The sequence below is a fragment of the Achromobacter sp. ISS7 genome (assembly GCF_056523125.1).
In genome coordinates this window covers 3,168,055-3,194,305 of record NZ_JAWRZD010000001.1, presented here as the reverse complement: position 1 = coordinate 3,194,305, position 26,251 = coordinate 3,168,055, and the positions used below count along the sequence as shown (strand labels likewise).

Genomic DNA, 26,251 nt, shown 5'->3' with positions numbered 1-26,251 from the left:
CGCGGGATCACGCCGCCGCTTCCTCCTCGCGGGCCGCGCGCCGCGCCAGGTGCAGGATGCTTTCGGGCAGCGCCAGGGCGATGCCGGCGGCATGCAGGTCGCGCATCACGCCCAGGTAGATCGCCTGCTGCAGGTCCATGTAGCGGTTGTAGTCGGCGCTCATGACGTAATACACCGCCTCGAATTCCAGCGCGCTTTCGCCCAGCCGCGCCAGGTGGGCGCGGTCGAAGCGGGTGTCCGGCTGTTGCTCGATCTGCGCGCGGATCAGGGCGGGGATGGCGGCGACCTGTTCGACCGGCGTACGGTACGTCACCCGGATCGAGAACACGATGCGCCGTTGCTGCATGCGTTTGTAGTTCTGGATCGTCTGCTTGAGCAGTTCCGTGTTCGAGCAGACGATCTGTTCGCCGCCCAGGCTGCGGATGCGGGTGGTCTTGAGGCCGACGTGTTCGATGCTGCCCGCCACCGCGCCGAAGACGATGAAGTCGCCGGCCTCGAACGGCTTGTCCAGGCCGATGGAGATCGATGCGAACAGGTCGCTCAGGATGGTCTGCACCGCCAGGGCCACCGCCACGCCGCCGATGCCCAGGCTGGCGACCAGCGCGGTGATGTTGACCCCCACGTTGTCCAGCATCGCCAACAGCACGATCACCCATACCAGCGCCCGCAGCAGGAAGGAGAGCAGGGTGGCGGTAATCGAGCCGGCGCGCCCGCGCGCCGCGACCGCATGGGTCAGGCCGACTTCGATGCCGCGATCCAGCCACAGCGCCAGTTGCAGCGCGATCAGCACGAACCACAGGTGGCCGGGTCCGGCCCGGCCGGGCAGCGGCGCACCCACCAGGTCTGCCGCCAGCAGCAACGACGCCAACGCCAGGACCACCCAACTGGTGCGCAGCAATACGCGTGACGCCGCGCCGGCGGCGCCCCGGCCTGTCGGCTGCGCCAGGCGGTCGAGCCGCGAGCGGGCCAGCCGCAAGGCCAGCATCATCAGGAAACACACGGCGGCGCCCACCGCCAGCGCCGCCAGCCACAAGGCAACGGGATGGCCGGCAAGCGCGGCGGGGTCGGAAAACCAGCGGGTAAGCATGTCGTCTCCGGAGGCGGAAGTTCCATCGCGCAGCAACCGCCGTGCCGGGGCGCGGCCCATGACAGGCCTCGTTCTTCGAAATGCGGGCGATACGATCAGTGAGGCGTGCTCCAGATCGATGCCTGCCGGTATTGTTCGGCCCGCGCCAGCGTCCGATAGAAATCGGCGCCGGCGCAGATCAGCGCCTCCATCTCGCGCGGCGTGAGCTTGTCATTCAGCGCGGCCAGGTATTCCGCATAATCGGAAAGCACCTCGGGCCAATCGCTGAGCGGCCGGTCGGAAACGGAGGTAGCCAGCATGCGCGCCAACAGCTCATCGCGGTCCATACGTCAGCCATGTCCGTGGCGCTCAGGGCTTCTCGGTCGCCTGCTTCACTTATCGGTCGCCTGTTTCAGGGTCTTGGCCATCTGCAGATGCTGCTGCAAGGTCGGCAGCGTCTGGATGGCGAACTGCTTCACATCCGGGTCCTTGACCTCGTTGGAAGCCTTCTCGAACAGCTTGACCGCATTCTCGTGCGCGTCCACGCCGATTTCGTCGGCATAGGCCTTGTCGAAGCCTTCGTCGCGCAGGCCCAGCGCCTTCAGCCGGGCCTTCTGCACCAGGGACGGCTCGGTGGGCACCTCATAGCCCTTGCCCTTGGCCAGGGCCGCCAGTTGCTGCCCGGCCTTGCCGTGGTCGTCGATCATTTTCTGCGCGAACGTCTTCACATCGGGGCTGTGGCCTTTCTCCAGCGCCATCTTGCTGCCTTCGACTTCCAGGTGGCCGGCCTGGGCCGCGCTTTCCAGGAAATCGCGATCGCCGCTGTCCAGCTTGGTGGTCGCCGGCGCGGCGGGCGCGGCTTGCGCCATGCTGGCCTGTGGACCGCCCAGCGCGAACAGCAGCATGGAAAGGGTGGTGAGATGGCGGATGCTCATGGCGTACTCCCGGTGGGGTTGGCGTGCGCGGCGCATCGGATATGGCCGCGCAGTCATCCAGCAATCCATGTTCCCGGCCTGCAGGGTTCATGCCGCGGGCGAGCGGCCGGGGAGGTACGAAAAGACCGGTACTTTTTACCGAATCCCGCCCGATCGCTACAGCCGCGGTCGCGAGCGTTGTTCGTCCTGCCAGCCGCTTTCCCAGGCGCGCACCTTTTCCAGCCACTGCCTGAGTGGCTCCCGGGTGCGGGAGGGCAGTGATTCCTGCTTGAGGTAGGGGCAGTCCAGCTTCCAGGCGCCCTGCATCGCGGCGACAGCCCCTAGCCTTCGGATGTCTTCATACATCGAATCTCTCCAAAAGGATGGGTGGAACGTCCAGCTTGCGCGCGCTGAGGACAGGCGTCGATGGTTATTACCGAACGACACACTGTTACGGGGCGTGGCGTCGGCTCGACGGTTCCGGCGCATCAGCGATGCCGCCATTGCGCACCGCATCGGGAGGGGATCGCGACACGCCCGCCTCGGCGCCGTCGACGACGTCATCGGGGCGGATGTCGGCGCCGGGATCGTCGTCAGGGGTGCGCGGGTTGGTCGTGGGGCGGGCGCCAGTGCCCTGCGCGTCGCTGTCGCTGTCGCGCGAGGACGATGGCAGGTCGCTGGGCGAATCCGAGGAATCGCTGGGGCCGGCGGGGGAAGAGGTGACGGAGTCGGGATTCGATGACATGGGAAAAGTCCTGGAGGTGGGGGGGAAGCGGCGGCCTCAGCCCAGCCGCCGGACCAGTCGCGCGACGCGAGCGATGCCGCCCGTGCCGCTGGCGGCGCGGCCGACCAGGGTGGTGCCGGCCAGTGTCCAAAGCATGCGGCGAAGCGGCGTCGTGCCGCGCATGCCGCGTAGCATCAGCCATGCGCCCAGGCCCAGCACCACCAGGTGTTCGCCGGGCAGGTCGGGGCGGGCGGCGTCGAACTCACTCAGGCGCCGAAGCGGGCGGGCGGCGGTGACGGGGCCGTCATCCGGACGCGGATCGTCGGCGGTCGAATCCGCCGGTTCGATGTCCTCGTCGGGGACATCGTCATTGCCTTTCTTCCCAGCATCATCGGGAACGGCCGGTTGTGGCGGGCGGTTAGCGGGTGTCGAAGGCGTTGGCGTGCGTGACATGGCGGCTCCTGAGGCGAGGCGGGATGATCCCCTCATCGCCAGCAAGCGCCGCTCCCGGGAAGCGCCGCAAACCGCCGGCCGGTCGCCGCGCTAGAAGCGCGGATGCTTGCCGAACGGCACTTCGGCGTCGCTCGGCGGGTCGAAGGTGGCGGTGTCGCCGTTCAAGTCGGCGACGTGGATCTGCGCCAGGCGGGTCGCGGCTTCAATGGCCGTCTGGGCGGACGAGAAGTGTTCTTCGATGGCGATCCGTTCCCCCGGCGCGTCGGCGCTCGCGCCCGGCGCGATCAGCGTGTAGCCGATGCGCCAGACGTCATTTTCCTGTTGCGGGTGTTCGATCTGGAAGTCCCATTTCGCTTGTTCCATGATGGCTCCTGGATGGGCGTTGAGGCCGAGGCGCGGCGGCGGGCACGGCGCCTCGGGGGGGCGGGCGGTCAGCGCGCCAGTCCGGACAAGGGGATGTCGAAATCGAACGGCAGCCGTTCCGTCTTGCCGGGAACCAGGGCGTCGAGTCGCGCGATCCTGCCTTGAAAATAATACGCCACCTGCGCGCCGCCGTCGGCCCCGGTCAGGCCGATGCGGCCGACTTCGCGCAGCGTGCCGCCGCTGGCGTCCGTGGCGTTCAGGATAAGGTCCTGGCGCGCTTCGGGCAGGCGCGCGGGGTCGAGCAGCACCAGGTTGTCGTTGACCGCGACGCCCGGCGGCAGCGCGTCCAGCGGCAGCGGCTTGCGCTCGATCGTGGCCATGTTCAGCACCGACAGCCGGCCTTTCGCGCGAACGGGCATCACCGGAAAACGACGCGGGTCGAAGGCAAAGCCGTCCTGCACGCGTTCGTAGGCCTCGCCTTCGCGCGCGTCGATCGGCCGGCCGCGGGCGTCCAGGAAGGTGATGGTGGCGGCGTCCGCCAGGCCGAAGCGCGTGGCGTTGGGGATGAAGCGGTCACTCAGCACGTCGGGATAGCCGAAGCGAATGACCGGCTTGTCGTCGCGCCGCACCAGGGCGACCGACACGCTGGCGGCCACGGCCCGCGGCTCGATGTCGGGCCGCAGCCTGGGCGTGTCGTGGTCGTAGACCGAGCCGGCCAGCGTGAGCGGGGTCAGGCCGACGCCTTCCAGGGTCTGCCCGAGCGGCAGCACCGAGGCGGACAGGCGCCGCGTCAGCGTGGGGCCGCCCGGCACCAGCAGCGTGACGCGCACGCTGGCGATCTTGCCCTTGAAGCCGAAGCGGGCCACCAGTTGGCCGTTGGCGTCCTTGAAGCCGGCCCTGGCCAGCAGGGTGGCGGTGTCGGGCACGGTGAGCTGGCCCGCGGCCGCCTGCGCGCTCAACTGGTCGAACTGGCGCAGGCCGCGCGCGAGCTGGTCGCGCGTGTCCCACAGGCGCAGGTGGTTCAAGAGCACCTGGCCCGCGGCGTCGCGCGCCTCGATGATGACGGCGTCGCTGCTGAAGCCGCGCGGCGCGCCGCCGCCGTTCTGGGTGACGCCGATCGTCACGCTGTGATCGTCCATCGCCTGCAGCGTGAAGGCGTAGTCGCCCAGCCGGCGCGGCTTGCCCAGCGCGGCGCGGGTGAAGTCGGCGTGCGGAGTGGCCTTGGGCAGCGCGATGCTCAGTTCGCCGTCGAGCGATTCCGGCAGGCCATGCTGGCCGTCGGGTTGCGAGATCGTCAGCAGCTGCCCCTGCTTCTGCACCGAGATGGCGACGCCGGCGCCGGCGGGCTGGGCGGTCGGTACCACGCTGCCATCCAGGAAGCGGATCGCCGACCAGTTGAAGGTGTGCGGATAGGGCAGCACAAACGGCTCGACTACGCCGATGTCGCCGCGCGCGTTCAGCACGCCGACCACGCCCGCGGCGTAGACGTCGGCGAGGCGGCCGGCGTCGCCGTAGTCGCCGATGACCGCCAGCCGCGAAGTGGCGAGCACCGTCTGCGCCGGCGGCTCCCGCAGCATGTCTGCGCTGCGCTGCTGCTGGTGCAGGATGAACAGCATCTCGCTCAGGGCGCGGCGGGTGGGCGCGTCGCCGACGGCGGCGATACGGGCCATGCGTGCGTCGTCGACGACGACAACCGGCGCGGCGGGCGCGCCGTGGGCGGCAGGGGCCAGGCACAGGCTTGCCCCAAGGCAGAGGCCGGCCACGATGGCGGGCAGACGCGTGGCGCTCACGAGCGGGACGCCTCCCGGGTCAGCCGGTGCCACCACCAGTCGTCGAGCTCGGGACGCGATTCGAAGAACGGCCGCCAGTCCTCGACGCTCGCGGCCGGATCACAGGGCTCGGCGCGCAGATAGGGGCGGTTGCGGTCGGTGGCGCAGGGGCCGCTGCCGCGCAGGTGCAGCGGCGGATCGCCGGGGCCGTGCACCGTGAACGTGGTGGCGTCGGCGCCGTCGATGATCTTCTTCTCGTCCAGGTACCAGACGTCGGTGTCGTCGGTGGCGTAGTCGTGGCCCAGTTCGCGGAAGGTCGCGGGGCGGGCGCCTTTGAGGCGGGCGCCGTAGAAATAGACGGATTCGCGGTCGCGCGCGAGGATGCTGCCGTCGCGCCGGAAGTCGCAGGAATGGTCGCGGTAGTTGAGGCTGACCTGCGCCACGATCTCGAAGGCCGCGGGGCTTTTCGTGCGGATCGTCTTGCCGGTGATGTAGTAGGCCCGTTCGCGGTCGCGCGCATAGCGCAGGTTGAGCGCCTCGAAGGTGGCGATATCGGCGCCCTCGACCTCGTACCAATACGTCTTGCGTTGCGCGCCGTATTCGCCCTGGCCGTAGACGCGATGCCGGTCGTGCAGCCAGCGGCCGCCGAAGGCCTTGAAGCTGCCGGCATCGACATCGAGCGGGTTGCCCTGCTTGTCCGCCAGCCGCTCGCCATTGAAATAGACATGCGCGCCGTCGTGGGTATAGCAACACAGCGTGGCCTCGGGATGCGTGGCGACGCAGGTCAGCGGCCAGCCGCAATCGGCGAAAGGCCCGATGTGGGGCGCGCGCCGCACGGCCTCGCGCACGTGCCAGGTGGTGCGCAGTTCGGCGGGCGCGCCGTCGGGCAGGCGCCAGCGGGGCGGCAGCACCAGTTGGCAGATGGCGGCGTCGTCCAGCCCGTCGAAATAGGCGCGCCGGGCGCGGCCATCGTACGTATACGGAAACCATCGGTAGGCTTCGCGCAGCGGCGCCCACTCCTGCTCGGTGAGGCCGATGCGCGGCAGCACTTCCTGGAGGGTGCGGCCGGTGGCCAGAAACAGGTTGGCGGCCTCGAAGGTGTCGTAGGGGATGACCGGTACCGACCGGGTGCCTGTCTGGTAGTCGGATCGTTCAGCCAACGGTCAAGCTCCTGAGTGGAACGGCATCGAGACCGCCGCGGCCAGGAGGGTCCGGCGCGGCGCGGGGGGCGCGAGCGGCAGTCAGGATAGCAAAGGACGGGCGAGGCTTCGCATCACGATTTACAACAAATGTTTCGATATGGATCGAATGGTGCACCGCGTTCCGGCGTGCGTTATCGTGGGCGGCGCGTCCCGGCGGAGCCGCGCTGGCGTTGCAGGATTGGGCAGGAATCTCGGCGGATTGCACTACCGGCGCCGGAAGCGATTCCGGAGAATGTCCCTTTTGGACAAGCACCAGGGAGTCTTCAATGCTTGTGAAAGCCTATGGCGCCTACGCCGCCGACAAACCGCTCGAGTCGCTCGAGATCACCCGCCGCGCCACCGGCGCCCATGACGTCCAGATCGACATCGCCTACTGCGGCATCTGCCACTCCGACCTGCACCAGGTGCGGGCCGAATGGGAAGGCACCCAGTATCCCTGTGTGCCGGGCCACGAAATCGTCGGGCGGGTCGCCGCCGTCGGCGCGCACGTCCAGGGATTCAAGCCGGGCGACCTGGTCGGCGTGGGCTGCATCGTCGATAGCTGCAAGCACTGCGCCGAGTGCGCGGACGGCTTCGAGAACTACTGCGACGGCATGGTCGGCACCTACAACGCGCCGACCGCCGACGAGCCGGGCTGGACGCTGGGCGGCTACACCCAGAAGATCGTGGTGCACGAGCGCTACGTGCTGCGCGTCAGCCACCCCGCCGAGCAACTGGCCGCGGTGGCCCCGCTGCTGTGCGCCGGCATCACCACCTATTCGCCGCTGCGCCACTGGAATGCCGGCCCGGGCAAGAAGGTGGGCGTGGTGGGGATCGGCGGGCTGGGGCACATGGGCATCAAGCTGGCGCATGCGATGGGCGCGCACGTGGTGGCCTTCACCACGTCGGAATCCAAGCGCGAGGCCGCGCGCGAACTCGGCGCCGACGAGGTGGTGGTGTCGCGCAACCCGGATGAGATGGCCGCGCACCTGCAGAGCTTCGACTTCATCCTCGACACCGTGGCGGCGCCGCATGACCTGGACGCCTTCCTGGTGCTGCTCAAGCGCGACGGCGCCATGACGCTGGTGGGCGCGCCCGCGACGCCGCATCCTTCGCCCAACGTGTTCAACTTCATCATGAAGCGCCGTTCGCTGGCCGGCTCGATGATCGGCGGCATTCCCGAGACGCAGGAGATGCTGGACTTCTGCGCGCGGCACGGCATCGTCGCCGATATCGAAATGGTGCGCGCCGACGAGATCAACGCCGCCTACGAGCGCATGCTCAAGGGCGAGGTCAAGTACCGCTTCGTGATCGACAACGCCACGCTGGCGGGTTGATGCGCAGGCCGGCGCCGGACATGAGGATGACGACATGACGCACGGGCGATGGCACGGGTGGCTGCGCTGGCTGGCCGGCACCGCCGCCATCATCGGTATGTCCGGCGCCGCGCAGGCGGCGCCCGGCAACGGCGACTTGATGGCGGCGATCGCGCGCGAGATCGTCGACTGCGGCGAGCTCGACGGCATCGCGTGGCAGGAGGTCTCGGCGGTGTTCGCCGTAGACGAGGACGGCGACGTCAACCAGAGCTACGGCTATGCCTACGACGCCGACGGCGCGCCGCATGCCGTCGCCTTTCTCTATGACCCGGTCGAGCGCGCGGTCAGGCGCTACCGCGAATGGCTGCGCCCCCAGCACGACAAGGGTTTCATCAAGATGCTGTTCCAGTTCAACCGGGTCACGCGCAAGGTCAACGCCGAATTCGAATACGACGACCCGGCGCGCTGGCAGGTGACGCCCGCGAACGTCGATCGCGTGACGGCGTCGTTGCGGCCCAAGCTGGGCCCCTGACAGGGCGCGCCGGCGATCCTGGCGAATCCGGCCTGCCGCCGCTCCGGGCGGGCCCGATGCGGGCCTGGGCCTGCCCGTCTCAGGCGCGGACTGGCCGGCGTTCGGTGCCGAGCACCAGGTCATCGAACAGCGTCGGTCCCCCCATCTGCCCGCCCTTGAGCATCAGCTCCAGCCCGTCGGTCAGCGGATCGTCGCTGCGCGCGACGCTGACGGTGACGCCGGGCGCGAGCGTGCCGTGAAATCCCAGGCCCCATAACCCCAGCGCCAACGCGGCGTGGCTGGACGTGTCGCCGCCGGCGATGCCCAGGCGCGTGAGCCGGCGGCCGGCGGCCGCGCTGGCTCGCACGATGCCGGCCGCCAACTGGCCCGTGGCGCGCGCGGTGGCGGCGGTCCGCGCCGGCGACAGGGGCTGGTCCGGCGCATCGGTATGCAGCAGCACGTTGTGCCCCTGGGCCAGGGCGCCGGCCGCGGCCTCGATGCGCGCCCGGGCATACGCCGGTTCGCCCAGCAGGCGCTCGACGCTCAAGGGATGCCGCGCATAGCGCTGGCAGGCGCCGATCTGCCGGGCCGTGACCGGCGACAGGCTGCCCGCCACCACCAGCACCGGGCCCTCGGCGGGCGCCAGCGTGGGGGGCGCGGACGCGGGGGCGAGTCCGGCGGCGTGCGTCAGCGCCTGTTGCACGCTGCTGGGGCCGACCGCCAGCAGCGGCAGCCCCGCGGCGGCGCGCCACAACAGCCGGCCGATCAGCGGCAGTTGTTCGTCGTCCACCAGGTCCAGCAGCAGCGGGCCGTCGACCGTGTTCACGATGTCGTCGATCCAGTCGTCGGCCGCGCGCAGGTCGGCGGGGCCGCGCAGCGGCGGGTAAGCGGTGTGGGGCAGCGACTCGATGCCGTCCAGCCCTTGCAGCGCCAGATGGCGGCGCAGGTCGGCTTCGTGCATGGGCGTGACGGGATGCGCGCGCATCACCGGGTGCCGGTCGATGCGGTGGACGTCGGGGGCGGCGCCGGCGCGCGCGAACAGGTTGGCGAAGCTGCAATAGCGCCCGATGCCGGGCTGGCCGCCGACGATGGGCACGAGCGGATTGAGCATGTGGCGCCGCAGCTCGGCCACGGCCGCGCCGATGCTGCCCACGTGCGGGGCGCTGTCGAAGGTGGAGCAGCACTTGTAGTGCAGGATGCGCGTGCCGGTGGCGGCCAGGAAGCGACCGGCGGCGCGCAGCTCGGCCGTCATCTCGTCGGGCGCCATGCCGCGCGCCGCGCCGGCGATGCCCAGGGCGTCCAGCGGGCCGGCGCGCTCAAGCTGCCCCGGCGTCGGCACGCCCAGGAACAGCAGGCTGCGCCAGCCGGCCAGCGCCACGTGCGCGAGGGTGTCGGTGGCGCCGGTGAAGTCGTCGCCGTACCAGGTGACGCGCGGCGCGGCGGCGCGGACGGGGCCGTCCGTCATGCGCGCGACCCGAAGTGTTCCAGCGCGCGCCGCAGCTCGGGCGCCTCGGCGGCGAAGGCGGCCAGGTCCTGGCCGGCGCGCACCGCCTGCCAGGCCTGGCGGATGCTCTGCACGCCGGCCGCCGGGCCGTCCGGATGCGCCAGGATGCCGCCGCCGGACATGAACAACAGGTCGTCGGTGCGCACCGCGGCCCAGGTGGCGGGCACCGTGCCGGCCCACTGGCCGGACGAGAACGCCGGCATCACCGCGTCGTCGATGCCCGGCGTGAGCGAGGCCAGGCAGTCGCGCGCGCTCTCGACCACTTCCGCGTCCGGCTGCGAGAACTTGCCCTGCAGGCCATGCACGTGCATGTGATCCACGCCGGCCAGGCGCCACAGCGTCTGGTAGGCCTGGAAGCCGATGCCCAGCAAGGGGTGGCGCGACAGCGCGCCGTAGCCGTTGCGATGGCCGTGCAGCGCCAGCGGCGTGTGGCGCCGCAGGGTCTGGATGGCGGAGTAACCGCACCAGTTCAGGCTGGCCATCACGCAGCTGCCTTGCTCGCGCTCGATCAGGTCGGCGTGGCGCCGCATGGCGTCGGTTTCGTCGGTGATGTTGAAGGCCACCATGACCTGGCGGCCGGTGCGCTCGCGGTGCGCCCGCACCACCGCCATCACGGCGGCCACGCGTTGCGCCAGCGGCGCATGGGCGGGGTTGGCGCAGACCTCGTCGTCCTTGATGAAGTCCACGCCGGCCGCGCACAGCCGCGCCACCAGGTGCGCGGTCTGCTCGGGCGACAGCCCGACGTTGGGCTTGATGATGGTGCCCACCAGCGCGCCATGGGCCACGCCGGTCAGCGCGCGCGTGCCGGCCACGCCGACGCGCGGCATGTCGAACTGGGCGCGGTAGTCGGACGGCAGTTCCAGCTGCTCCAGGCGCAGGCCGGTCACTTCGCCCAGGTCGTACAGGTTGCCGCCGACCGTGGCGGCCAGGGTCGGCAGGTTGGGGCCGATGTTGGCGACGGGAAAGGCGATGCGCACCCGGGCGCGGCGCAGCACGGTGGGCATGCCGCCCGGCTGGCGCGCGAGCCAGGCGTTGGGCAGGCTGGCGTGGCTGGTGGCGTCGAGTTCCCGCACCGATTCGACCTGGGCGCGGGCGCGCGCCCGCAGCTCGTCGGTCTCGCCCTCGACGCGGGTGAAGGTGCCGCAGGACTGCTCGCCCGCCATCACCTCGGCGACGCGCGCGGGGTCCAGCGGGGTTTCGATCAGGTAGGTGGCGCGGATGACTTGGGTGTTCATGGGTACGGCCGGGTCCGTAGGGGGTCTCAAAGCTGCTTCAGGTCGGGGAAGGGGCGGACCGGATCGCGGCCGTCCCAGTCGCGCGCGCTGTCGCGGATCAGGTCGAACAGGCGGCCCTTGGGGCCGGCCACTTCGGACAGCTCGATGACGGTGCCCGGGTGGTACTCGGTGTCGAAGTAGATGAAGCGGCCTTTCTCGCCGACCTCGCCCTGCATCTTCGGCACGAAGCCCTGCGCCAGCAGGCGCGCCAGGTCGGCGTCGTAGTCCTGGGTCCAGTACGCGACGTGCTGCAGCCCGGTGCGGCCGGCCTGCAGGAAGTCGCGGTACATCGACGGCACGTCGTTGCGGGTCTGGATCAGTTCGACCTGCACGAAGCCCGAATTGGCCAGCGCCACCGAGTTGTGCGGCTCGTACGGCGCGCCGTCGTAGCGGTAGTTCACGATCGGCACCTTGGGGTTGTAGAACCAGGGGCCCACGCCCAGCGTGCGGCTCCAGTAGTCCATGGCGGCCTCGATGTCGGGCACCACATAACCGAGTTGGCGGATTTCGCCCAGGAAACGACTCATGATGGATTCTTGTGTAGGAAGTGGCGGGAGTGCGCGGCCCGGGGCGGGCCGCGCGGCGTTCATGACGCGGATTTGAGAAAACCGATCGATATCCAGGGGAAGGCGGCGACGATGACCAGCCCGACCAGCAGCGCGGCGATGTAGCCCCAGATCGGGCGGATGCCCTCGTCGGGATCGACCCGGCTGATGGCGCAGGCGCCGTAGTAGCCCACGCCGAACGGCGGCGCGAACAGGCCGATGCCCATGGCGAAGATCACCACCATGGCGTAATGCACCTCGTGCACGCCGGCCTGCGCGGCCACCGGGAACAGCAGCGGCCCGAACAGCACGATGGCGGGAATGCCTTCCAGCACGCTGCCCAGGATGATGAAGGCCACGATCGACACGGCCAGGAAGCCGTAACTGCCGCCCGGCATGCCGGCCATCAGCCGCGCCAGGTCGCCGGAGAAGCCCGATTGCGTCAGGGCCCAGGCCATGGCGGTGGCGCAGCCGACGATCAGCATGATGGCGCCGGACAGCGAGGCGGTCTCGATCAGCATGGGCTTGAGCCGCGCCAGGTCGAAGCGCCGGTAGATCAGCGCGCCCACCACCGCCGAGTAGACGATGCCGATGGTCGAGACCTCGGTGGCGGTGGCCACGCCCTCGACCACCGCGGCGCGGATCACGAAAGGCAGCGCCACGGCCGGCAGGGCGATGACGAAGAAGCGGCCGATCTCGCGCGGGGCGAAGCGCTGCGCCAGGCTCAGGTCTTCCTTGCGGTAGCGCCACCACACCACCGAGCACAGCGCCAGCCCCAGCACCACGGCCGGCAGCAGGCCGCCGGTGAAGAGGGCGGCGATGGACACGCCGGTGACCGAACCTATGGTGATCAGCACGATCGACGGCGGAATGGTCTCGGTCTGCGCGCCGGTGGCCGACAGCAGCGCGACCAGGTCGCCGGGCTTGGCGCCGCGCTTGCGCATTTCCGGGAACAGCACCGGCGCGATCGCCGCCATGTCGGCGATCTTCGAGCCGGAGATGCCCGACACCAGGTACATCGCCCCGATCAGCACGTACGACAGGCCGCCGCGCACGTGGCCCAGCAGGCTGGCCAGGAACTGGATCATGGCGCGCGCCATGCCGGTCATCTCGATCAGCGAACCCAGGAAGATGAACAGCGGCACCGCCAGCAGCATCAGGTGCGACATGCCTTCGTCCAGGCGGCCCACCATCACCAGCATCGGCGTGTTGGTGGTCAACGCCAGGTACGAGAAGGTCGCCAGCGCGAACGAGAACGCGATCGGCACGCCCGCGAACACCGTGGCCGCGACGATGCCGACGAAGAAAATCACCAGGTTGAGCTTGCCCAGTCCGGTAAACAGCGGCTGCGCCAGCCAGAACGCCGCGACCATCGCCGCCGCGCCGGCCAGCGCCAGCAGCAGGTGAGGCAGGGTCTGCGTGCGCAGCAGCCGCAGCAGCGCCACCACCGCCATCAGGCCCATGCCGACCGGAATGGCGGCGGCGCGCCAGGCGTTGCTCAGCTCCAGCGCGGGCGTGATGATGAAGTGTTCCTCGTGCGCATACTCGATGGCGGGCGCCAGGATCAGGAACAGGAAGGCGAGCGAGGCGGCCAGCGCGCCGGCCTCCAGCTGCGCGCGGCGCGCCGGGCCGATGTGGTTGACCAGCGCCGTCATGCGCATGTGCTCGCCGCGGCGCAGCGCCACCACGGCGCCCAGCATCGACAGCCACAGGAACAGGATCGATGCCAGTTCATCGGACCACACCAGCGGGCTGTGGAACACGTAGCGCGCCACCACGCCGGCGAACAGCACCAGGATCTCGACCAGCACGATGGCGGCGGCCGCCAGTTCGACCAGGCCGCCCAGCGCCGCGTCCAGCGCATCGCCCGCGCGCCGCAGCGGATGGGCCGGCAGCGCGGGCGCGGCGGCGTGGGAAGAAGAGAGCGAGGACATGGGCGCGGCCTCAGGCGAGCTTGCCGACGGCCTGCTCCAGCAGGCCCCAGGCTTCCTGGCCGAAGCGCTGCTGCCATTCGCCGTAGAAACCGGCCTTGCGCAGCTGGTCGCGGAAGCTGTCGGCGGCGGGCTGGTTGAACGTCAGGCCCTTGCCTTCCAGGTCGGCCTGCACCGAGGCGTTGAGCTTCTTGATGTCTTCGCGCTGCGCCAGGCCGGCCTCGTTGATGCCGCGCGCCACCACCGTCTTCAGGTCCTGCGGCAGGCCTTCCCACATGCGGCCATTGGCGATGAACCAGTAGCCGTCCCAGATGTGGTTGGTCAGCGAGCAGTACTTCTGCACTTCGTACAGCTTGGCCACCTGGATGATGGGCAGCGGGTTCTCCTGCGCGTCCACCACCTTGGTCTGCAGCGAGGAATAGACCTCGCTGAACTGCAGGCTGGCCGGCGCCGCGCCCAGGCCCTTGAACATCGAGATGGGCAGCGGGCTGACCGGCACGCGGATCTTCAGGCCGTCCATGTCGGAGGCCTTGGTGACCGGCGCCTTGCTGCTGGTGGTCTGGCGAAAGCCGTTGTCCCACATCTTCTCGAAGGCGTAGAGGCGGCGCTGGGCGATGGCGGCGCGCACGTGGGCGCCGAGCGCGCCGTCCATGGCGCCCCAGACCTGGCCGTAGTCCTTGAAGGCGAAGCCGACGGCGTTGATGGCGGCCACCGGCACCAGCGTGGCGATCACCAGCGCCGACGGCGTGAAGAAGTCGATGCCGCCCGAGCGCACCTGGGCCAGCATGTCGGTGTCGCCGCCGAGCTGGTTGTTGGGGAAGATCTTGATGTCGACGCGGCCGTTGCTTTCCTTGAGGATGCGGTCGGCGGCTTCCTGGGCGCGGATGTTCAGCGGGTGCGAGACGGGCAGGTTGTTGCCGTACTTCAGCGAATAGTCGGCGGCCCGGGCGATCAACGGGAAACCGCCGCCCAGGGCGGCCGCGGCGGGAAGGGCGCACAGGCGGCGCAAGGCACTGCGGCGGGTGAGCAGCTTCATGGTTGTCTCCAGAATCTTGGTTATGATGTTTTTTGAGGTGCCGCAGAAGTCCATCGCGCTGAGGCATGACGGACAATAGTGAACCGGCGCCCGCATCGTCAAACCCCAACAATGATGGTTTTTGATGTGAATAAGCCTATTCGAGAACGCAAGCTGGCGACCCTGGCCGAGGTCGCGGCGCTGGCCGGCGTGTCCACCGCCACGGCCGACCGCGTGCTGAACCGGCGCCCCGGCGTGCGCAACAGCACCGCGCAACGCGTGCTCAAGGCCGCGGCCGAACTCGACTACCTGCCCGAGGCCGATCTGTACGCCGCCATGGCGCCCGAGCCCATGCGGCTGGTGATCCTGCTGCCGCGCGGCAGCAACCGCTTCCTGCGCATGCTGGGCGACAGCGTGAGCTACGCGCACGAGCATTTCGCGCCGCTCAACGCGCGCTGCCAGGTCGACTATGTCGAGAGCTTCAACCCCGAGGCCCTGGCGCAGGCGCTGCTGCATCACGGCCGGCGCGCCGACGGCATCGCCTTCATGGCGCTGGAGCATCCGGTGGTGCGCGAGGCGGTCAATGCGCTGGCGCAGCGCGGCGTGCCGACGGTGACGCTGATCTCCGACCTGGCCAACAGCGCGCGCGTGGCCTACGTGGGCCTGGACAACCGCGCCGCCGGCCGCACCGCCGGCTACCTGATCGCGCGCTTCATCGGCCCGCGCGCCGCGCACGTGGCGCTGATCGCCGGTTCGCGCCACTACCGCGCCCACGAGGAACGCGAGGGCGGCTTCCTGCAGCTATACGCCGAGCAGTTCCAGGCCATGCAGGTGGTGGACCTGCGCGAAGGCTACGACGACGCGCAGCGCAACTACGAGCAGACGCGCCAGCTGCTGGAGCAATACCCGCAGCTGGCCGGCATCTACAACATCGGCGGCGCCTCCGACGGCGTGGCGCGGGCGCTGAAGGAAGCCGGCCTGCAGCACCGCGTGGTGTTCATCGGCCACGGCCTGACGCCGGACACGCGCGCGCTGCTGATCGACGGCACCATGGACGCCGTCATCACGCAAAGCCCGGTCGAGGCGCTGATGAGCTGCGTGCGCATCTTCTGCAACGTGCGCGACAAGCGCAGCCCCATGAGCGGGGTGGAGATGAACCGCAGCCAGGTGATCCTGCGCGAGAACCTGCCGTGACGGGCAGAAGCCGGCGCTGTCGTCATTTTTGCTATAGTCGGCCGAAATCGTTTTCGTCCCGATGCGCGGGATGAGGCGGCAATCTTCGCACGCGAGACGGGAAGGGCATGAAGCAGCGGATGAACATCGTGGCGTTGGCGCGCCATCTGGACCTGGCCGTGTCGACGGTGTCGAAGGCGCTCAATGGCCGTGCCGACGTGAGCGAGGCCACCCGCGAGCGGGTGCGCGATGCCGCCAGGGCGCTGGGCTTCTCGCCCGATCCGGCCGCGCGCCGCCTGCGCAAGGGTGCTTCGGAGACCATCGGCTTCGTGCTGTCGCCGCCGCAAAGCCAATTCGCCCACCCGTTTTTCCTTGATCTGCTGCTCGGCATCGAGCAGGCGCTGGAGCCGACGCCGTACCAGTTGGTGATTGTCGCGGGCCGTTCGGTCGAGACCGAGCTGGACAGTTTCCGCCGGCTGGTCGAGCGGCGCCGCGTCGATGCCGTGATGTTCGGCCGCACGCGGCGCGACGACGAGCGGATCCGCTACCTGCAGGAGCAGGGCATGCCGTTCGCGACGCTGGGGCGCAGCGAGACCGGCGCGCCGTTCCCCTATGTCGATATCGATCGGACCGTGGCGGGACGCGACGGCACGGCGCGCTTCATCGGCCTGGGGCATCGCCGCATCGGCTTGCTCGCGCCGCCCGGCTATCTGATGTTCAGCCATCACCTGACCGAAGGCTATCGGGCGGCCCTGGAGGCGGCCCGGCTGCCGTTCGATCCCGGCCTGGTGGCCGCGTGCGGCCTGGCCGAGGCGGACGGGCTGGCCGGCGCGCGGCAACTGCTGGCCTTGCCCGACCCGCCCACCGCCTTCATGTGCGGCAACGACCTGATCGCCTGCGGCGCGATGCGGGCGATCGTCGAAACAGGCCGGCGCCCGGGCGTCGACGTCGGGGTGATCGGCTGCGACGACCATCCGCTGGGACCCTACCTGACGCCGCCGCTGACGACGTTTTCGGCGTCCGCGAAGGCGGCGGGGGCGCGCATGGTCGAGTTGCTGCTGAGCCATATGAATGGCACGCCGGCGGCCGCGTTGCAGGAAGTCTGGTCGCCTGAGGTGATCCTGCGGGCCTCGCACGGCGGCGCCGTGGGTTGACGGCCGGCCGGGGCAGGGGCCGCTGAGGGGGGGGCGCTTGACAGCGGAACGGTGTCGGCGGTACTTTTTCGAAAACGTTTTCGAACCTTCCTCTGCCATCTATCGTCGAGAAATCCCGGCAAGAATCGCATCGGAACAGGATCCTGCCTGCAAAAGGCAGTTTTTTTGATCTGTTTTCGAAAACGTTTTCGTTAAATCATCATCAGGCAATCTCCCAGGCGTCGCGGCTCTCGGTCCTGGCCCTTGCGCGGCGCACGGGGCGAGCCGCGCCGCCTGGCATTGCGTTGGCAAGGAGCCATCCATGAGTTTTCAAAGCATCAACCCGGCGACGGGACAACTGATCAAGGAATTCCCGCTGCAATCGGACGCCGAGGTGTTCGCCGCGCTGGAAACCGCCGACAGGCGCTACCGGGAGGACTGGCGCCTGCGTCCCGTCGCCGAGCGGGCGGCCATCGTGGCGCGCGCCGCCGCGATCCTGCGGGCCAAGCGCGACGAGTACGTCACCTATCCCACGCTTGAGATGGGCAAGGTGACGCGCTTTGGCTACCTCGAAATCGACCTGGTCGCCGACATCCTGGACTACTACGCCAAGCACGGCGAACGGTTGCTGGCGGCGCAGGCGCTGCCGGGCGAACCCGGCGCGACGTTGCTGTCCGAGCCCATTGGCGTGATCCTGGCCATCGAGCCCTGGAACTTCCCCTATTACCAACTGGTGCGGGTCGCCGCGCCCCAGCTCATCGCGGGCAATGTGGTCATGCTCAAGCACGCGGAGAACGTGCCGCAGTGCGCGCTGGCGTTCGCGCGCCTGTTCGAGGAGGCTGGCGCGCCGGCGGGCGTGTACACCAACCTGTTCTGCAGCGTCGACCAGATCGGCCGGCTGATCGAGGACTTTCGCGTGCGCGGCGTGGCCCTGACCGGCAGCGAACGCGCGGGCGTCTCGGTCGGCGAGCGGGCGGGGCGCAACCTGAAGAAGGTGATCCTCGAACTCGGCGGCAGCGATCCCGCGATCATCATGCCGGGCGCGTCGCTGGATCATGCGGTGGAGCAGGTCGTCATGGGCCGCACGTTCAACTCGGGCCAGGGCTGCGTCAACATCAAGCGCGTGATCGTGATCGGCAAGGCGCGTGGCGAGCGCATGCTGGCCGCGCTGAAGGAGAGATTCGCCGCGATCCCGGTCGGCGATCCCACGGACCCTGCGACGTTGCTCGGGCCGCTGGTCAGCGAACGGGCGCTGCAGGGCCTGCTCAAGCAGATCGACGATGCGATCGCCGCGGGCGCGCGCCTCGTCCAGGGCGGCAAGCGGGTGGCGCGGCCCGGCTTCTTCCTGGAGCCGACCATCCTGACCGACATCGCGCCGGCCAATCCGCTCTACATCCAGGAGGCCTTCGGCCCGGTGCTGTCGTTCTATGTCGTCGAGACCGAGGAAGAGGCGCTGCGCCTGGCCAACGCGACGCCGTATGGCCTGGGGGCATACGTCTTCGATGCGGACGTGGAGAATGCCAGGCGGGTCGCCTCGCATATCGACGCCGGCATGGTCTACATCAACTCGTGCTTCGCGGATTCGCCGGGGCTGCCGTTCGGCGGCGTGAAGAATTCGGGCTTCGGCCGCGAGCTGTCGGAGATCGGCATGGGTGAGTTCCTGAACCGCAAGCTGATCCGTGTCAGCCAGCCGGGCTGACACGGCGCGGGGCCGCGCGGGCGGGTAGCGGCCGCGTGGCCCCGCGCGCTGCGTGGCGCGGGCGCGGCCACGGGCATCGAGGCACGCCGCGCCTGCCGCGGCGTGCCTGCGGCTTATTGGCCGCGGGCTTCAGGACGGAAGGCGCGGAACGCCGTCCACATTTCGCGGGCGAAGATCGCTGGTTGCTCGAAGGCGGCGAAATGGCCGCCGGCCTCCACGCGGTTCCAGTGGAAGATCCGGTTCCAGGCTTGCTCCGCCCATTTGCGCGGCGGATTGAAGGTTTCCGACGGGAACAGGGTCGCGCCCATCGGGAGGTCGATCTTGCCGCCGCCCGAGCGGCTGGAAGAGAAGAAGGTGTGGCTGCGGATCGTCTCGCCCACCCCTTCCCAGTAAAGCCGCGACGCCGACGTGCCCGTGCCGGTGAACCAGTAGAGCGAGATGTCGTCCAGCATCTGGTCGCGGCTGAGGGCATCCTCGGGCTTGCCGCCGTTGTCCGTCCAGTCCCAGAACTTCTCGTACATCCACATCGCCAGCGCCAGCGGCGAGTCGTTCAGCGCGTAGCCGATGGTTTGCGGACGGGTGTTCATCTGGTCCGCGTAGCCGGTGCCCCGGGTCACGAAGTACTCGATGCCGGCCAGGGCCTTCATCTCTTCCTTGGTGGGATTGGCGGGCAGTTCGGCGGGCACGACCATGGGCAGGTTCACGTGCGCCGCCAGCAGCCCCCGCGGCTGTTGGCTGGCCAGCGCCGTGGTGATGGCCGAGCCCCAGTCGCCGCCCTGGGCCACCCAGTGCGCATAGCCCAGGCGCTCGGTCATCAGCACGGACCAGGCGCGCGCGATGCGGGCGGGATTCCAGCCCAGATCGCGCGGCTTGTCCGAAAAGCCATAGCCCGGAATGGCCGGCACCACGACGTGGAAGGCGTCTTCGGCCTGGCCGCCGAAGCGGGTCGGATCGGTCAGCCGCTCGATCACGTCGAGGAATTCGGCGACCGACCCGGGCCAGCCGTGCGTCAGCAGGATCGGCATGGCGTCGGCGTGCGGCGAGCGCGCGTGGATGAAGTAGATGCCGACGCCATCGATCCGCGTGCGGAATTGCGGGAAGTGGTTGAGGCGGGCCTCGAAGCGGCGCCAGTCGTGGCGGTGGCGCCAGTGATCGATCAGGTCCTGCGCGGCCGCCAGCGGCACGCCCTGGGACCAGTCGTCGACCAGTTCGCGATCCGGCCAGCGGATGTGGTCCAGCCGCAGCTTGAGATCGTCGATGGCGGCCTGGGGCACGTGGACCTCGAAAGGAACGACGGCGTCGGTCGCCGGGGGCAGGGTGTAGAGGGAATCGGGGGAAAGGGCGGGAACTTGCATGGAAACTCCAGATCAGGCGGCCGCAAGTGCATGCGCGGCCAGGGAAAAATGTTTGTATCGACCGCTACAGTATTGCCCCGGGATCGTGCCTGTCAATTATTTTTTAGCGACTGCTACATTTATGCTACGCTGCGCCATGGCCAGAAAAATTGCATTCGACTACGACCAGGCCGTCGCCACCGCGACGACGATGTTCTGGGAGCGCGGCTACGCGGAAACCGGGCTTCGCGATCTGCTCAAGGCCATGGGAATCGGCGAGGGCTCGTTCTACAACACGCTCAAGAGCAAGAAGCAGCTGTACCTGACCTGCCTCGACCGTTACGAGGACGAGGTGGTGGCCGTCCGCCTGCGGGCGTTGGCCGGGGCGCCGGGCGCGGTGGCCGGCATTCGCGCATTCTTCGCCGCCGCCTTCGACCTGCTCGACGACCCGCGCACGCCATCGCGGCTGTGCATGCTGGCGGCGATGGAGACCCAGGCCGTGCTGGACGATGACGACCTGCGCCAGCGGGCCGCGCGAGGCCTGTCGGACCTGCACGCTGCGTTCAGCGCGCGCTTGCGCGACGACCAGGCGGACGGGCGCCTGCCGGCATCGCTCGATGTGCCCATGGCCGCGTCGGTCATCGTGACGTTCCTGCAAGGAATGTGGCGCGTGGCGCTGGTGGCTTATGACCGCGCGGATCTCGAGCGCCAGCTGGAGGGCATGTTGCGGGGCCTGGGGCTGGCGCCGGCTCGCTGATCCGCGTGACTGTCGCCGACAAGCGGCGGCCGTTGCGTCTTGAGAAATCTGTTGCGTTTCCCCAGGAGGTTCATCCGCCATGCATGCACACCCGATCCGTCACGCCGTCGCCGCGGCCTTGCTGTTGCTGGCCATGCACGCGCAGGCCCAGGAGGGGCTGCCCGCGCCCGTCAACGGCATCACCTTCGAGGAATGGGCCGCGGGCAATGCCCGCCTGGCCAGCAACCAGCCCCTGGACGGCGTGCTGAAGATACTGAAGGTGGACGAAGGCCAGTGGAAACAGGCCGACGCCGCCTTCATCGAGGAACTGAAGCGGCGCGATCCCGGCTCGCCCACGTTCATGCGCTACGGCGAAGTGTTCGCCAACCCGGCCGTGGGGCGTTTCGCCAACGCCGGCGAACAACCCAAGGTGGAGGGCAAGCTGGCCACCTATGACGACTATGCGCGGCTGCAGGCGGACATGAGCGCGGGAGTGAAGGCGGGCAAGGATCCGCAGGCCATCCTGAGGGAATACGGCCTGAACACCTACCAATACTCGCAGGAGAGCGGCAAGTGGGTGCGGATGATGGCCACGGTCAATGACCCCGCCGAACTGGAGCGCCTGGCCGCGATCCGGGAAAAGTACCAGCGCGAAGCGCGGTCCAAGTATGGGTTGCCCGCGGCCGAGTGAGGGCGGACGCAGAGGCGGGCCTGAGCCTGCCTGGGGGACTTGCAGCCCCCTGCGCCAGGTATGACGCTTGCTGGTGTTGTACGGATCGAGCCATCGCCGGCCTATGCCGATCGAGCCGATGCGTACAAGGAGATATCCATGCCAGGCAAGAAATCCAGCAAGGTCGGCAAGCACGGCGCTGTCGATACCGCTTTCAACAACACGGACAGCGGACCCGCCGAGCCGCCCGGCAAAGGCGCCGTGCCCGCCGCGATGCAGCGGGCCGCCGCGGTGGCGGCGACCGCGCAGGCGCTGCCGCATCACCCCGACAAAGAGAAGGAATACGGCGAGGCGGGCGCGCGCTGTCCCTATCGAGGCGTGTCCGTCGCGACCGATGCCGCGGCGGCGGGCAGCTCATTGTCCGAACGCCAGTACACCGACAAGACGGGGGAGCCCTCGGCGGCTGGCGTCAACGCCGTCGATGGGCGGCTCGCGCGCGTGCGCGCGGATGCGCAGGGGCAGGCGCTGACCACGAACCAGGGCGTGGCCGTGAGCGACAACCAGCATTCGCTGAAAGCGGGCCTGCGGGGCCCCGCGCTGCTCAAGGACTTCATCCTGCGCGAAAAAATTACCCACTTCGATCACGAACGCATTCCGGAACGCATCGTGCACGCGCGGGGATCCGCCGCCCATGGCTACTTTGAATGCTATGAGCCGCTGGCCGACCTGACGCGGGCCTCGCTGTTCGCGGAGAAAGGCAAACGCACGCCGGTGTTCGTGCGCTTCTCGACCGTGGCCGGCGAGCGTGGCTCGAAGGATACGGCACGCGATGTGCGCGGATTCGCGGTCAAGTTCTACACCGACGAAGGCAATTGGGATCTGGTGGGCAACAACATGCCTATTTTCTTCATCCAGGACGCCATGAAGTTCCCGGACCTGGTGCACGCCGTCAAGCCCGAGCCGCATCACGGCATGCCGCAGGCGGCTTCGGCGCACGACACCTTCTGGGATTTCGTGTCGTTGATGCCGGAGTCGACCCATATGCTGATGTGGCTGATGTCGGATCGGGCGATTCCGCGCAGCTATCGCATGATGCAGGGCTTTGGCGTGCACACGTTCCGGTTCGTCAACGAACAGGGCCAGTCGCAGCTGGTGAAATTCCACTGGAATCCGGTGGCGGGCACGCATTCGCAAGTCTGGGACGAAGCCGTGAAGGTGGCCGGGGCCGACCCTGATTTCCACCGGCGCGACCTGTGGGAGGCGATCGACGCCGGCCATGGCCCGGCGTGGGAATTGGGCGTGCAGGTCTTCACCGAGGAAGACGCGGAGCGCTTCAGCTTCGACGTGCTGGACGCCACCAAGATCGTGCCGGAGGAACTGGTGCCGGTGCGCCCCATCGGCCGCATGGTGCTGGACCGCAATCCGGACAATTTCTTTGCCGAGACCGAACAGGTGGCGTTCTGTGCGGCGCATGTGGTGCCGGGCATCGACTTCACCAATGATCCGTTGCTGGCCGGTCGCATCCATTCCTATGTGGATACGCAGATCTCGCGGCTGGGGGGGCCCAATTTCCACGAGATCCCGATCAATGCGCCGCTGGCGCCGGTGCACAACAACCAGCGCGACGGCATGCACCGCCAGGCGGTGCACCGTGGGCGCGTCGCCTACGAACCCAATTCGCTGGGGGGCGGCTGTCCGTTCCAGGCGGGCATGGAGGGCTTCGTGTCCTTTCCGGAACCGGTGGCGGGCGATGAGCTGCGCGGCCATCCCGAGCGATTCGCCGAGCACTACAACCAGGCCACGCTGTTCTACGACAGCCAGGCGGATTGGGAACAGCGCCATCTGGCGGATGCGTTCGCGTTCGAATTGAGCAAGGTCACGGTCGCCGCCATCCGCCAACGCATGGTGGCTTCGCTGCGCAACGTGTCGGACGACCTGGCGCGGACCGTGGCCGACAAGCTCGGCATGGCGTTGCCCGATCCCATGCCGCGGGCCTTGCGCGACGTGCCTGCCGCCGAGGTGACGCAATCCCCCTCCCTGTCGCTGGCGGCGCGTCCTGGCGAGGTGGGCGTGACGACGCGCAAGGTCGCCATCCTGGTCGCGGAAGGCGTGGACGGCGCCGCCGTGTCGGCGGTGGCGCAGGCCCTGATGAAGGCTGGCGTGGTGGTGCGGCTGGTGGGGCGGCGCATCGGCGCGGTGGCCACGGCCGACGGCGCCACGCTGGACGCCGATGCCTCACTGGACAATCAGCCGTCCGTGCTGTTCGATGGCGCCGTGGTGCCGGCCGGCGCCGCCGCGCTCGAACGCTGGCGCCAGGATGGACGGGCCCTGGAATTCCTGCGCGACAGCTATCGCCACGGCAAGACGCTGCTGGCGCTGGCGGAGGGCAGCGGTTTACTGGAGGCCGCGGGCATCGACCCGGCATCGCCGGACGCCGGCCTGGTGGTCGGCGATGCGCCCGCGCCAGCCACGACGGCCTTCATCGAGTCGCTGGCGCGGCACCGGCATCCGGAGCGCGAGACCTGTCCTCCGCGCGTATGACCGCCGCGGCCGGAGGCTGGTCCGCTCCGGCCGCCGTGCGTAGCGCCGTGGCAAAGCCGCCTTCCACGCGCGAGTAGGGGCGGGCGCTGGTCGTGACGCGAGGCAGGGCGCTCCAGGCGACGGAGCAGCCCGCCTGCACCATCCGGTCCACCAGGCTCTGGTCCTCGCTGCAGGCCAGGGCCGCGAAACCGCCGGTGCGACGGTAGGCCTGGGCGGCGATGCCGAGGTTCGCGCCATGCACGTGGCGGTGGCCGTCGTGGTCCTGGTAATGGGCCGCAAAACGGCTTTGGGCGGCATGGGCGCGAATCCCGTGCGCGGCCCAGCCCGAGACGCCCACCGTGCCGCAAACCACTTCCGCGCCCAGGGACAACTGGTCCACCAGCCAGCGCGGCGACACCACGGTGTCGGCATCGGTGTGCGACAGCCAGCGCGCGCCGGCGTCCAGCAGCAGCTGGGAGCCGGCCGCGCGCGCGGCGCCGACGTTGCGCGCATGAATGGCGAGGCAGTGCACCGGCCAGGCGGCGGCCAGCCTGGCGGTGGCGTCGCGGCAGTGGTCCAGCACCACCACGATCCGCACCGGCTCGGCCAGCAGCAGGGGATGGCGCGCTGCACGGGTGACCGCGCGCAGGCACGCGGCGATATGGCGCTCTTCGTCATGGGCGGGGATGCAGATGCCGATCATTGGTCCGCTTCCCCGGTGGCGAAGTCCATGGCCCAGGCATCGAGCCTGAAGGCCGATTCGGTATGGCTGAACAGCGGCGTGGCGCCAGACAGCGCGCCCAGGCGGTCATGCAGCGCGTCCGTCGGTTGCCGCCGGTCGTCGAAGTGGCCGCGCCAGTGGCAGGCGATGAGTTCAGCCCCGGGCCGCAGGCTGGCGCGGGTCTGCGCCAGGAAGCGCGCCAGCGCGTCATCGTCCAGGTAATAGCCCATTTCCGAGATCACCATCAGGTCGAAGCCGCCGGGCGGGACCGCGGGCCAGGCGTCGGGCAGGTGCAGGGCCATCGCCTCCACCCCTCGGGCATGATTGGCCAGCATGTGCTCGCGGCAGCGGTGGATGGCGGTGGTGGCCACGTCGACGGCGGTGACCCGCCGGCAGCGCCCGGCCAGCGCCAGCGTCATGTCGCCGTTGCCGCAGCCTACTTCCAGCGCGTGGCCATAGCGGGCGCGTCCCAGGCTGGCCAGCAGCAGCCCGCGCTTGCGGCGCTCGTACCAGGCGCCGCGCACGTTCCAGGGATCGTCGAACGAACGGTACAGCGCTTCGAAATGCCGGGCTAGAGCGTCCATGTCGATTCCTCCGCCGCCGCGACCATTTCGCCGTGCGCGGCCTGGTCGCGTTCGGCATGGCTCTGGCGAATGTAGAGCGGCAGATCGGCCATGACCTGCGCCAGCGCCGGGTCCTTGCACAGCGGGCCGGCGCCCAGCGCGCGGGCGGCGCGGGTCATGATGTCCTCGGCCGCCGCCTCGACCGCGAGCCGGGCGCGGGCCGTTGCCACCGCACAGCCGTCATGGGGATTGGCGTCGATCGCCGCGGCGGCCGAGCGCAGGGCCCAGCGCGCCTGGCAAAGCGCCACATCCGCCGCGCCCAGATGGGCCAGCAGGAAGGGATCGGCGCGGCCCGTGGACGCGCTGGCGCGCAGCCGCTGGAAAACGCGGGCCAGGCCGCCGTACCAGCAGGCCGCGACGCCCGCGCCGCCGTGCAGGAATCCCGGGCGGTCGACGTACGCGCCCGGCGCGCCGAGCGGTGTGCCCCGCACCTGATGGAATGACACATCGACCGTCGCGCTATCGCGCATGCCGGGGGCGAGCCAGGTGCCGGGCAGGATCGTCACCCCCGGTTGCGCCAAGGCCACCGCCGCCAGGCCGGGCGCGCCTGCCGGCGTCCATCCGCTGACCAAGGCGTGGCTCGCGCCGGCGGCGCCGGAACACCAGGTCTTGGTGCCATCGAGCAGGACCTGGCCGTTGGCAGCGGGGGCCATGACCAGCCGCTGGCGCGCGGACTCCGCGCACCAGACGCCCCAGATGCTTGCCGGCGGCGGGGGCGTGGGCGCCGCAAGCTCGGCCAGGATCGCCAGCGCGTCGGTGTGTCCCTCGAAGCGCTTGGCCAGCGGCAGGTCGACGGCGGCCACGGCGGCAAGCGCCTGCCAACGCGTCAGCGTCTCGCCGCCGCCCGGCAAGGGCAGGCGGTCACAGCCCGCCTGCACCAGTCCGCGCAGGATCGCCTCGGATCCGAGCGTGGCATCGGCTTCGGCCAGCACGGCGCGCAGACGGTCGAGGTGGAACGAGGGCGAGCGCGCAATCGGGGGCATGGGACGGTTCGCAAGGAGGGGGAGTGCCCACTCAGCAAATGGCATGCCCGGGCCTCGTCTCGCGTCCCGCGTCCCCGCGCTGACGTCGGCAGC

26 protein-coding genes are annotated in these 26,251 nt (G+C 69.6%); 8 read left to right on the top strand and 18 right to left on the bottom strand.

What is annotated here, in order from left to right; translation table 11 throughout:
* Positions 1-7 precede the first annotated feature (7 nt).
* The 9 genes from AC1HFW_RS14260 to AC1HFW_RS14220 form a co-directional block, all read right to left on the bottom strand.
* Positions 8-1,087 carry a mechanosensitive ion channel family protein gene (locus AC1HFW_RS14260; protein WP_116520016.1) on the bottom strand — a complete coding sequence of 360 codons (1,080 nt, stop codon included), beginning with the start codon at positions 1,085-1,087 and terminating at the stop codon, positions 8-10.
* Between the two features lie 95 nt (positions 1,088-1,182).
* A complete protein-coding gene (locus tag AC1HFW_RS14255) occupies positions 1,183-1,413 on the bottom strand; it encodes a DNA-3-methyladenine glycosylase (RefSeq protein ID WP_116520017.1) in 231 nt (76 codons plus the stop codon).
* Positions 1,414-1,458: 45 nt separating this feature from the next.
* Positions 1,459-2,001 (bottom strand): DUF4142 domain-containing protein, encoded by a 543-nt coding sequence (locus AC1HFW_RS14250; protein ID WP_479283969.1) that lies wholly within the window; start codon positions 1,999-2,001, stop codon positions 1,459-1,461.
* Positions 2,002-2,157: 156 nt separating this feature from the next.
* Positions 2,158-2,346, bottom strand: a complete 189-nt coding sequence (locus AC1HFW_RS14245; RefSeq protein WP_061073988.1) for a CrpP-related protein — start codon at positions 2,344-2,346, stop codon at positions 2,158-2,160.
* A gap of 85 nt (positions 2,347-2,431) precedes the next feature.
* Complete coding sequence (locus AC1HFW_RS14240; RefSeq protein ID WP_241074890.1) at positions 2,432-2,725, bottom strand: hypothetical protein; 294 nt, start codon at positions 2,723-2,725, stop codon at positions 2,432-2,434.
* Positions 2,726-2,761: 36 nt separating this feature from the next.
* On the bottom strand, positions 2,762-3,157 hold the full coding sequence (locus AC1HFW_RS14235) for a hypothetical protein (RefSeq protein ID WP_479283968.1): 396 nt from the start codon (positions 3,155-3,157) through the stop codon (positions 2,762-2,764).
* A gap of 90 nt (positions 3,158-3,247) precedes the next feature.
* Positions 3,248-3,520 carry a hypothetical protein gene (locus AC1HFW_RS14230; protein ID WP_061073990.1) on the bottom strand — a complete coding sequence of 91 codons (273 nt, stop codon included), beginning with the start codon at positions 3,518-3,520 and terminating at the stop codon, positions 3,248-3,250.
* 68 nt (positions 3,521-3,588) lie between these two features.
* Positions 3,589-5,310 carry a hypothetical protein gene (locus AC1HFW_RS14225; protein ID WP_479283966.1) on the bottom strand — a complete coding sequence of 574 codons (1,722 nt, stop codon included), beginning with the start codon at positions 5,308-5,310 and terminating at the stop codon, positions 3,589-3,591.
* Positions 5,307-6,449, bottom strand: a complete 1,143-nt coding sequence (locus tag AC1HFW_RS14220) for a DKNYY domain-containing protein (protein WP_479283964.1) — start codon at positions 6,447-6,449, stop codon at positions 5,307-5,309. Before AC1HFW_RS14220 ends, AC1HFW_RS14225 begins: the two co-directional genes overlap by 4 nt.
* A gap of 308 nt (positions 6,450-6,757) precedes the next feature.
* Between AC1HFW_RS14220 and AC1HFW_RS14215 the strand changes: the two genes are divergently transcribed.
* Positions 6,758-7,807, top strand: coding sequence for an NAD(P)-dependent alcohol dehydrogenase (locus tag AC1HFW_RS14215; protein WP_479283963.1), 1,050 nt, complete (start codon positions 6,758-6,760; stop codon positions 7,805-7,807).
* A 34-nt stretch (positions 7,808-7,841) separates the two neighbouring features.
* Complete coding sequence (locus tag AC1HFW_RS14210; RefSeq protein ID WP_479283962.1) at positions 7,842-8,318, top strand: hypothetical protein; 477 nt, start codon at positions 7,842-7,844, stop codon at positions 8,316-8,318.
* 79 nt (positions 8,319-8,397) lie between these two features.
* On the opposite strand, the gene AC1HFW_RS14205 is transcribed toward AC1HFW_RS14210, so the two are convergent.
* From AC1HFW_RS14205 to AC1HFW_RS14185, 5 genes are read right to left on the bottom strand one after another with little or no spacing between them, the layout of a single operon-like run.
* A complete protein-coding gene (locus AC1HFW_RS14205; RefSeq protein WP_479283960.1) occupies positions 8,398-9,762 on the bottom strand; it encodes a four-carbon acid sugar kinase family protein in 1,365 nt (454 codons plus the stop codon).
* Positions 9,759-11,036 carry a ribulose-bisphosphate carboxylase large subunit family protein gene (locus AC1HFW_RS14200; protein ID WP_241074898.1) on the bottom strand — a complete coding sequence of 426 codons (1,278 nt, stop codon included), beginning with the start codon at positions 11,034-11,036 and terminating at the stop codon, positions 9,759-9,761. The genes AC1HFW_RS14205 and AC1HFW_RS14200 overlap by 4 nt, the downstream gene beginning before the upstream one ends.
* A 26-nt stretch (positions 11,037-11,062) precedes the next feature.
* Positions 11,063-11,602, bottom strand: a complete 540-nt coding sequence (locus AC1HFW_RS14195) for a VOC family protein (RefSeq protein ID WP_006390135.1) — start codon at positions 11,600-11,602, stop codon at positions 11,063-11,065.
* Between the two features lie 59 nt (positions 11,603-11,661).
* A complete protein-coding gene (locus AC1HFW_RS14190; RefSeq protein WP_241069020.1) occupies positions 11,662-13,554 on the bottom strand; it encodes a TRAP transporter large permease in 1,893 nt (630 codons plus the stop codon).
* Positions 13,555-13,564: 10 nt separating this feature from the next.
* Entirely contained in the window at positions 13,565-14,587 is a 1,023-nt protein-coding gene (locus AC1HFW_RS14185) for a TRAP transporter substrate-binding protein (RefSeq protein ID WP_061073998.1), read from the bottom strand.
* Between the two features lie 111 nt (positions 14,588-14,698).
* On the opposite strand from AC1HFW_RS14185, the gene AC1HFW_RS14180 reads away from it, so the two are divergent.
* The 3 genes from AC1HFW_RS14180 to AC1HFW_RS14170 all read left to right on the top strand — a co-directional run bounded on the left by AC1HFW_RS14180 (position 14,699) and on the right by AC1HFW_RS14170 (position 18,571).
* The gene (locus tag AC1HFW_RS14180) at positions 14,699-15,760 is read left to right on the top strand and encodes a LacI family DNA-binding transcriptional regulator (protein WP_006390132.1); all 1,062 of its coding nucleotides are present in this window, start codon (positions 14,699-14,701) and stop codon (positions 15,758-15,760) included.
* Between the two features lie 107 nt (positions 15,761-15,867).
* Positions 15,868-16,893 carry a LacI family DNA-binding transcriptional regulator gene (locus tag AC1HFW_RS14175; RefSeq protein WP_479283957.1) on the top strand — a complete coding sequence of 342 codons (1,026 nt, stop codon included), beginning with the start codon at positions 15,868-15,870 and terminating at the stop codon, positions 16,891-16,893.
* A 301-nt stretch (positions 16,894-17,194) separates the two neighbouring features.
* Complete coding sequence (locus tag AC1HFW_RS14170) at positions 17,195-18,571, top strand: aldehyde dehydrogenase family protein (RefSeq protein WP_479283956.1); 1,377 nt, start codon at positions 17,195-17,197, stop codon at positions 18,569-18,571.
* A 113-nt stretch (positions 18,572-18,684) separates the two neighbouring features.
* On the opposite strand, the gene AC1HFW_RS14165 is transcribed toward AC1HFW_RS14170, so the two are convergent.
* Positions 18,685-19,926 (bottom strand): epoxide hydrolase family protein, encoded by a 1,242-nt coding sequence (locus tag AC1HFW_RS14165; RefSeq protein WP_479283954.1) that lies wholly within the window; start codon positions 19,924-19,926, stop codon positions 18,685-18,687.
* A 136-nt stretch (positions 19,927-20,062) separates the two neighbouring features.
* On the opposite strand from AC1HFW_RS14165, the gene AC1HFW_RS14160 reads away from it, so the two are divergent.
* The 3 genes from AC1HFW_RS14160 to AC1HFW_RS14150 all read left to right on the top strand — a co-directional run bounded on the left by AC1HFW_RS14160 (position 20,063) and on the right by AC1HFW_RS14150 (position 23,852).
* Positions 20,063-20,662, top strand: coding sequence for a TetR/AcrR family transcriptional regulator (locus AC1HFW_RS14160; protein ID WP_479283952.1), 600 nt, complete (start codon positions 20,063-20,065; stop codon positions 20,660-20,662).
* 79 nt (positions 20,663-20,741) lie between these two features.
* Positions 20,742-21,332 carry a hypothetical protein gene (locus AC1HFW_RS14155; protein ID WP_479283950.1) on the top strand — a complete coding sequence of 197 codons (591 nt, stop codon included), beginning with the start codon at positions 20,742-20,744 and terminating at the stop codon, positions 21,330-21,332.
* Positions 21,333-21,470: 138 nt separating this feature from the next.
* Complete coding sequence (locus tag AC1HFW_RS14150; RefSeq protein ID WP_479283948.1) at positions 21,471-23,852, top strand: catalase; 2,382 nt, start codon at positions 21,471-21,473, stop codon at positions 23,850-23,852.
* Here the strand turns inward: AC1HFW_RS14150 and AC1HFW_RS14145 are convergent.
* From AC1HFW_RS14145 to AC1HFW_RS14135, 3 genes are read right to left on the bottom strand one after another with little or no spacing between them, the layout of a single operon-like run.
* On the bottom strand, positions 23,791-24,534 hold the full coding sequence (locus tag AC1HFW_RS14145) for a glycosyltransferase family 2 protein (protein ID WP_241075900.1): 744 nt from the start codon (positions 24,532-24,534) through the stop codon (positions 23,791-23,793). The two genes, AC1HFW_RS14150 and AC1HFW_RS14145, sit on opposite strands and share 62 nt — an antisense overlap.
* Positions 24,531-25,136: a class I SAM-dependent methyltransferase gene (locus AC1HFW_RS14140; protein ID WP_479283945.1), complete on the bottom strand. Its 606-nt coding sequence runs from the start codon at positions 25,134-25,136 to the stop codon at positions 24,531-24,533. Before AC1HFW_RS14140 ends, AC1HFW_RS14145 begins: the two co-directional genes overlap by 4 nt.
* Positions 25,124-26,158: an acyl-CoA dehydrogenase gene (locus tag AC1HFW_RS14135; protein WP_479283943.1), complete on the bottom strand. Its 1,035-nt coding sequence runs from the start codon at positions 26,156-26,158 to the stop codon at positions 25,124-25,126. Before AC1HFW_RS14135 ends, AC1HFW_RS14140 begins: the two co-directional genes overlap by 13 nt.
* Between the last annotated feature and the right edge of the window lie 93 nt (positions 26,159-26,251).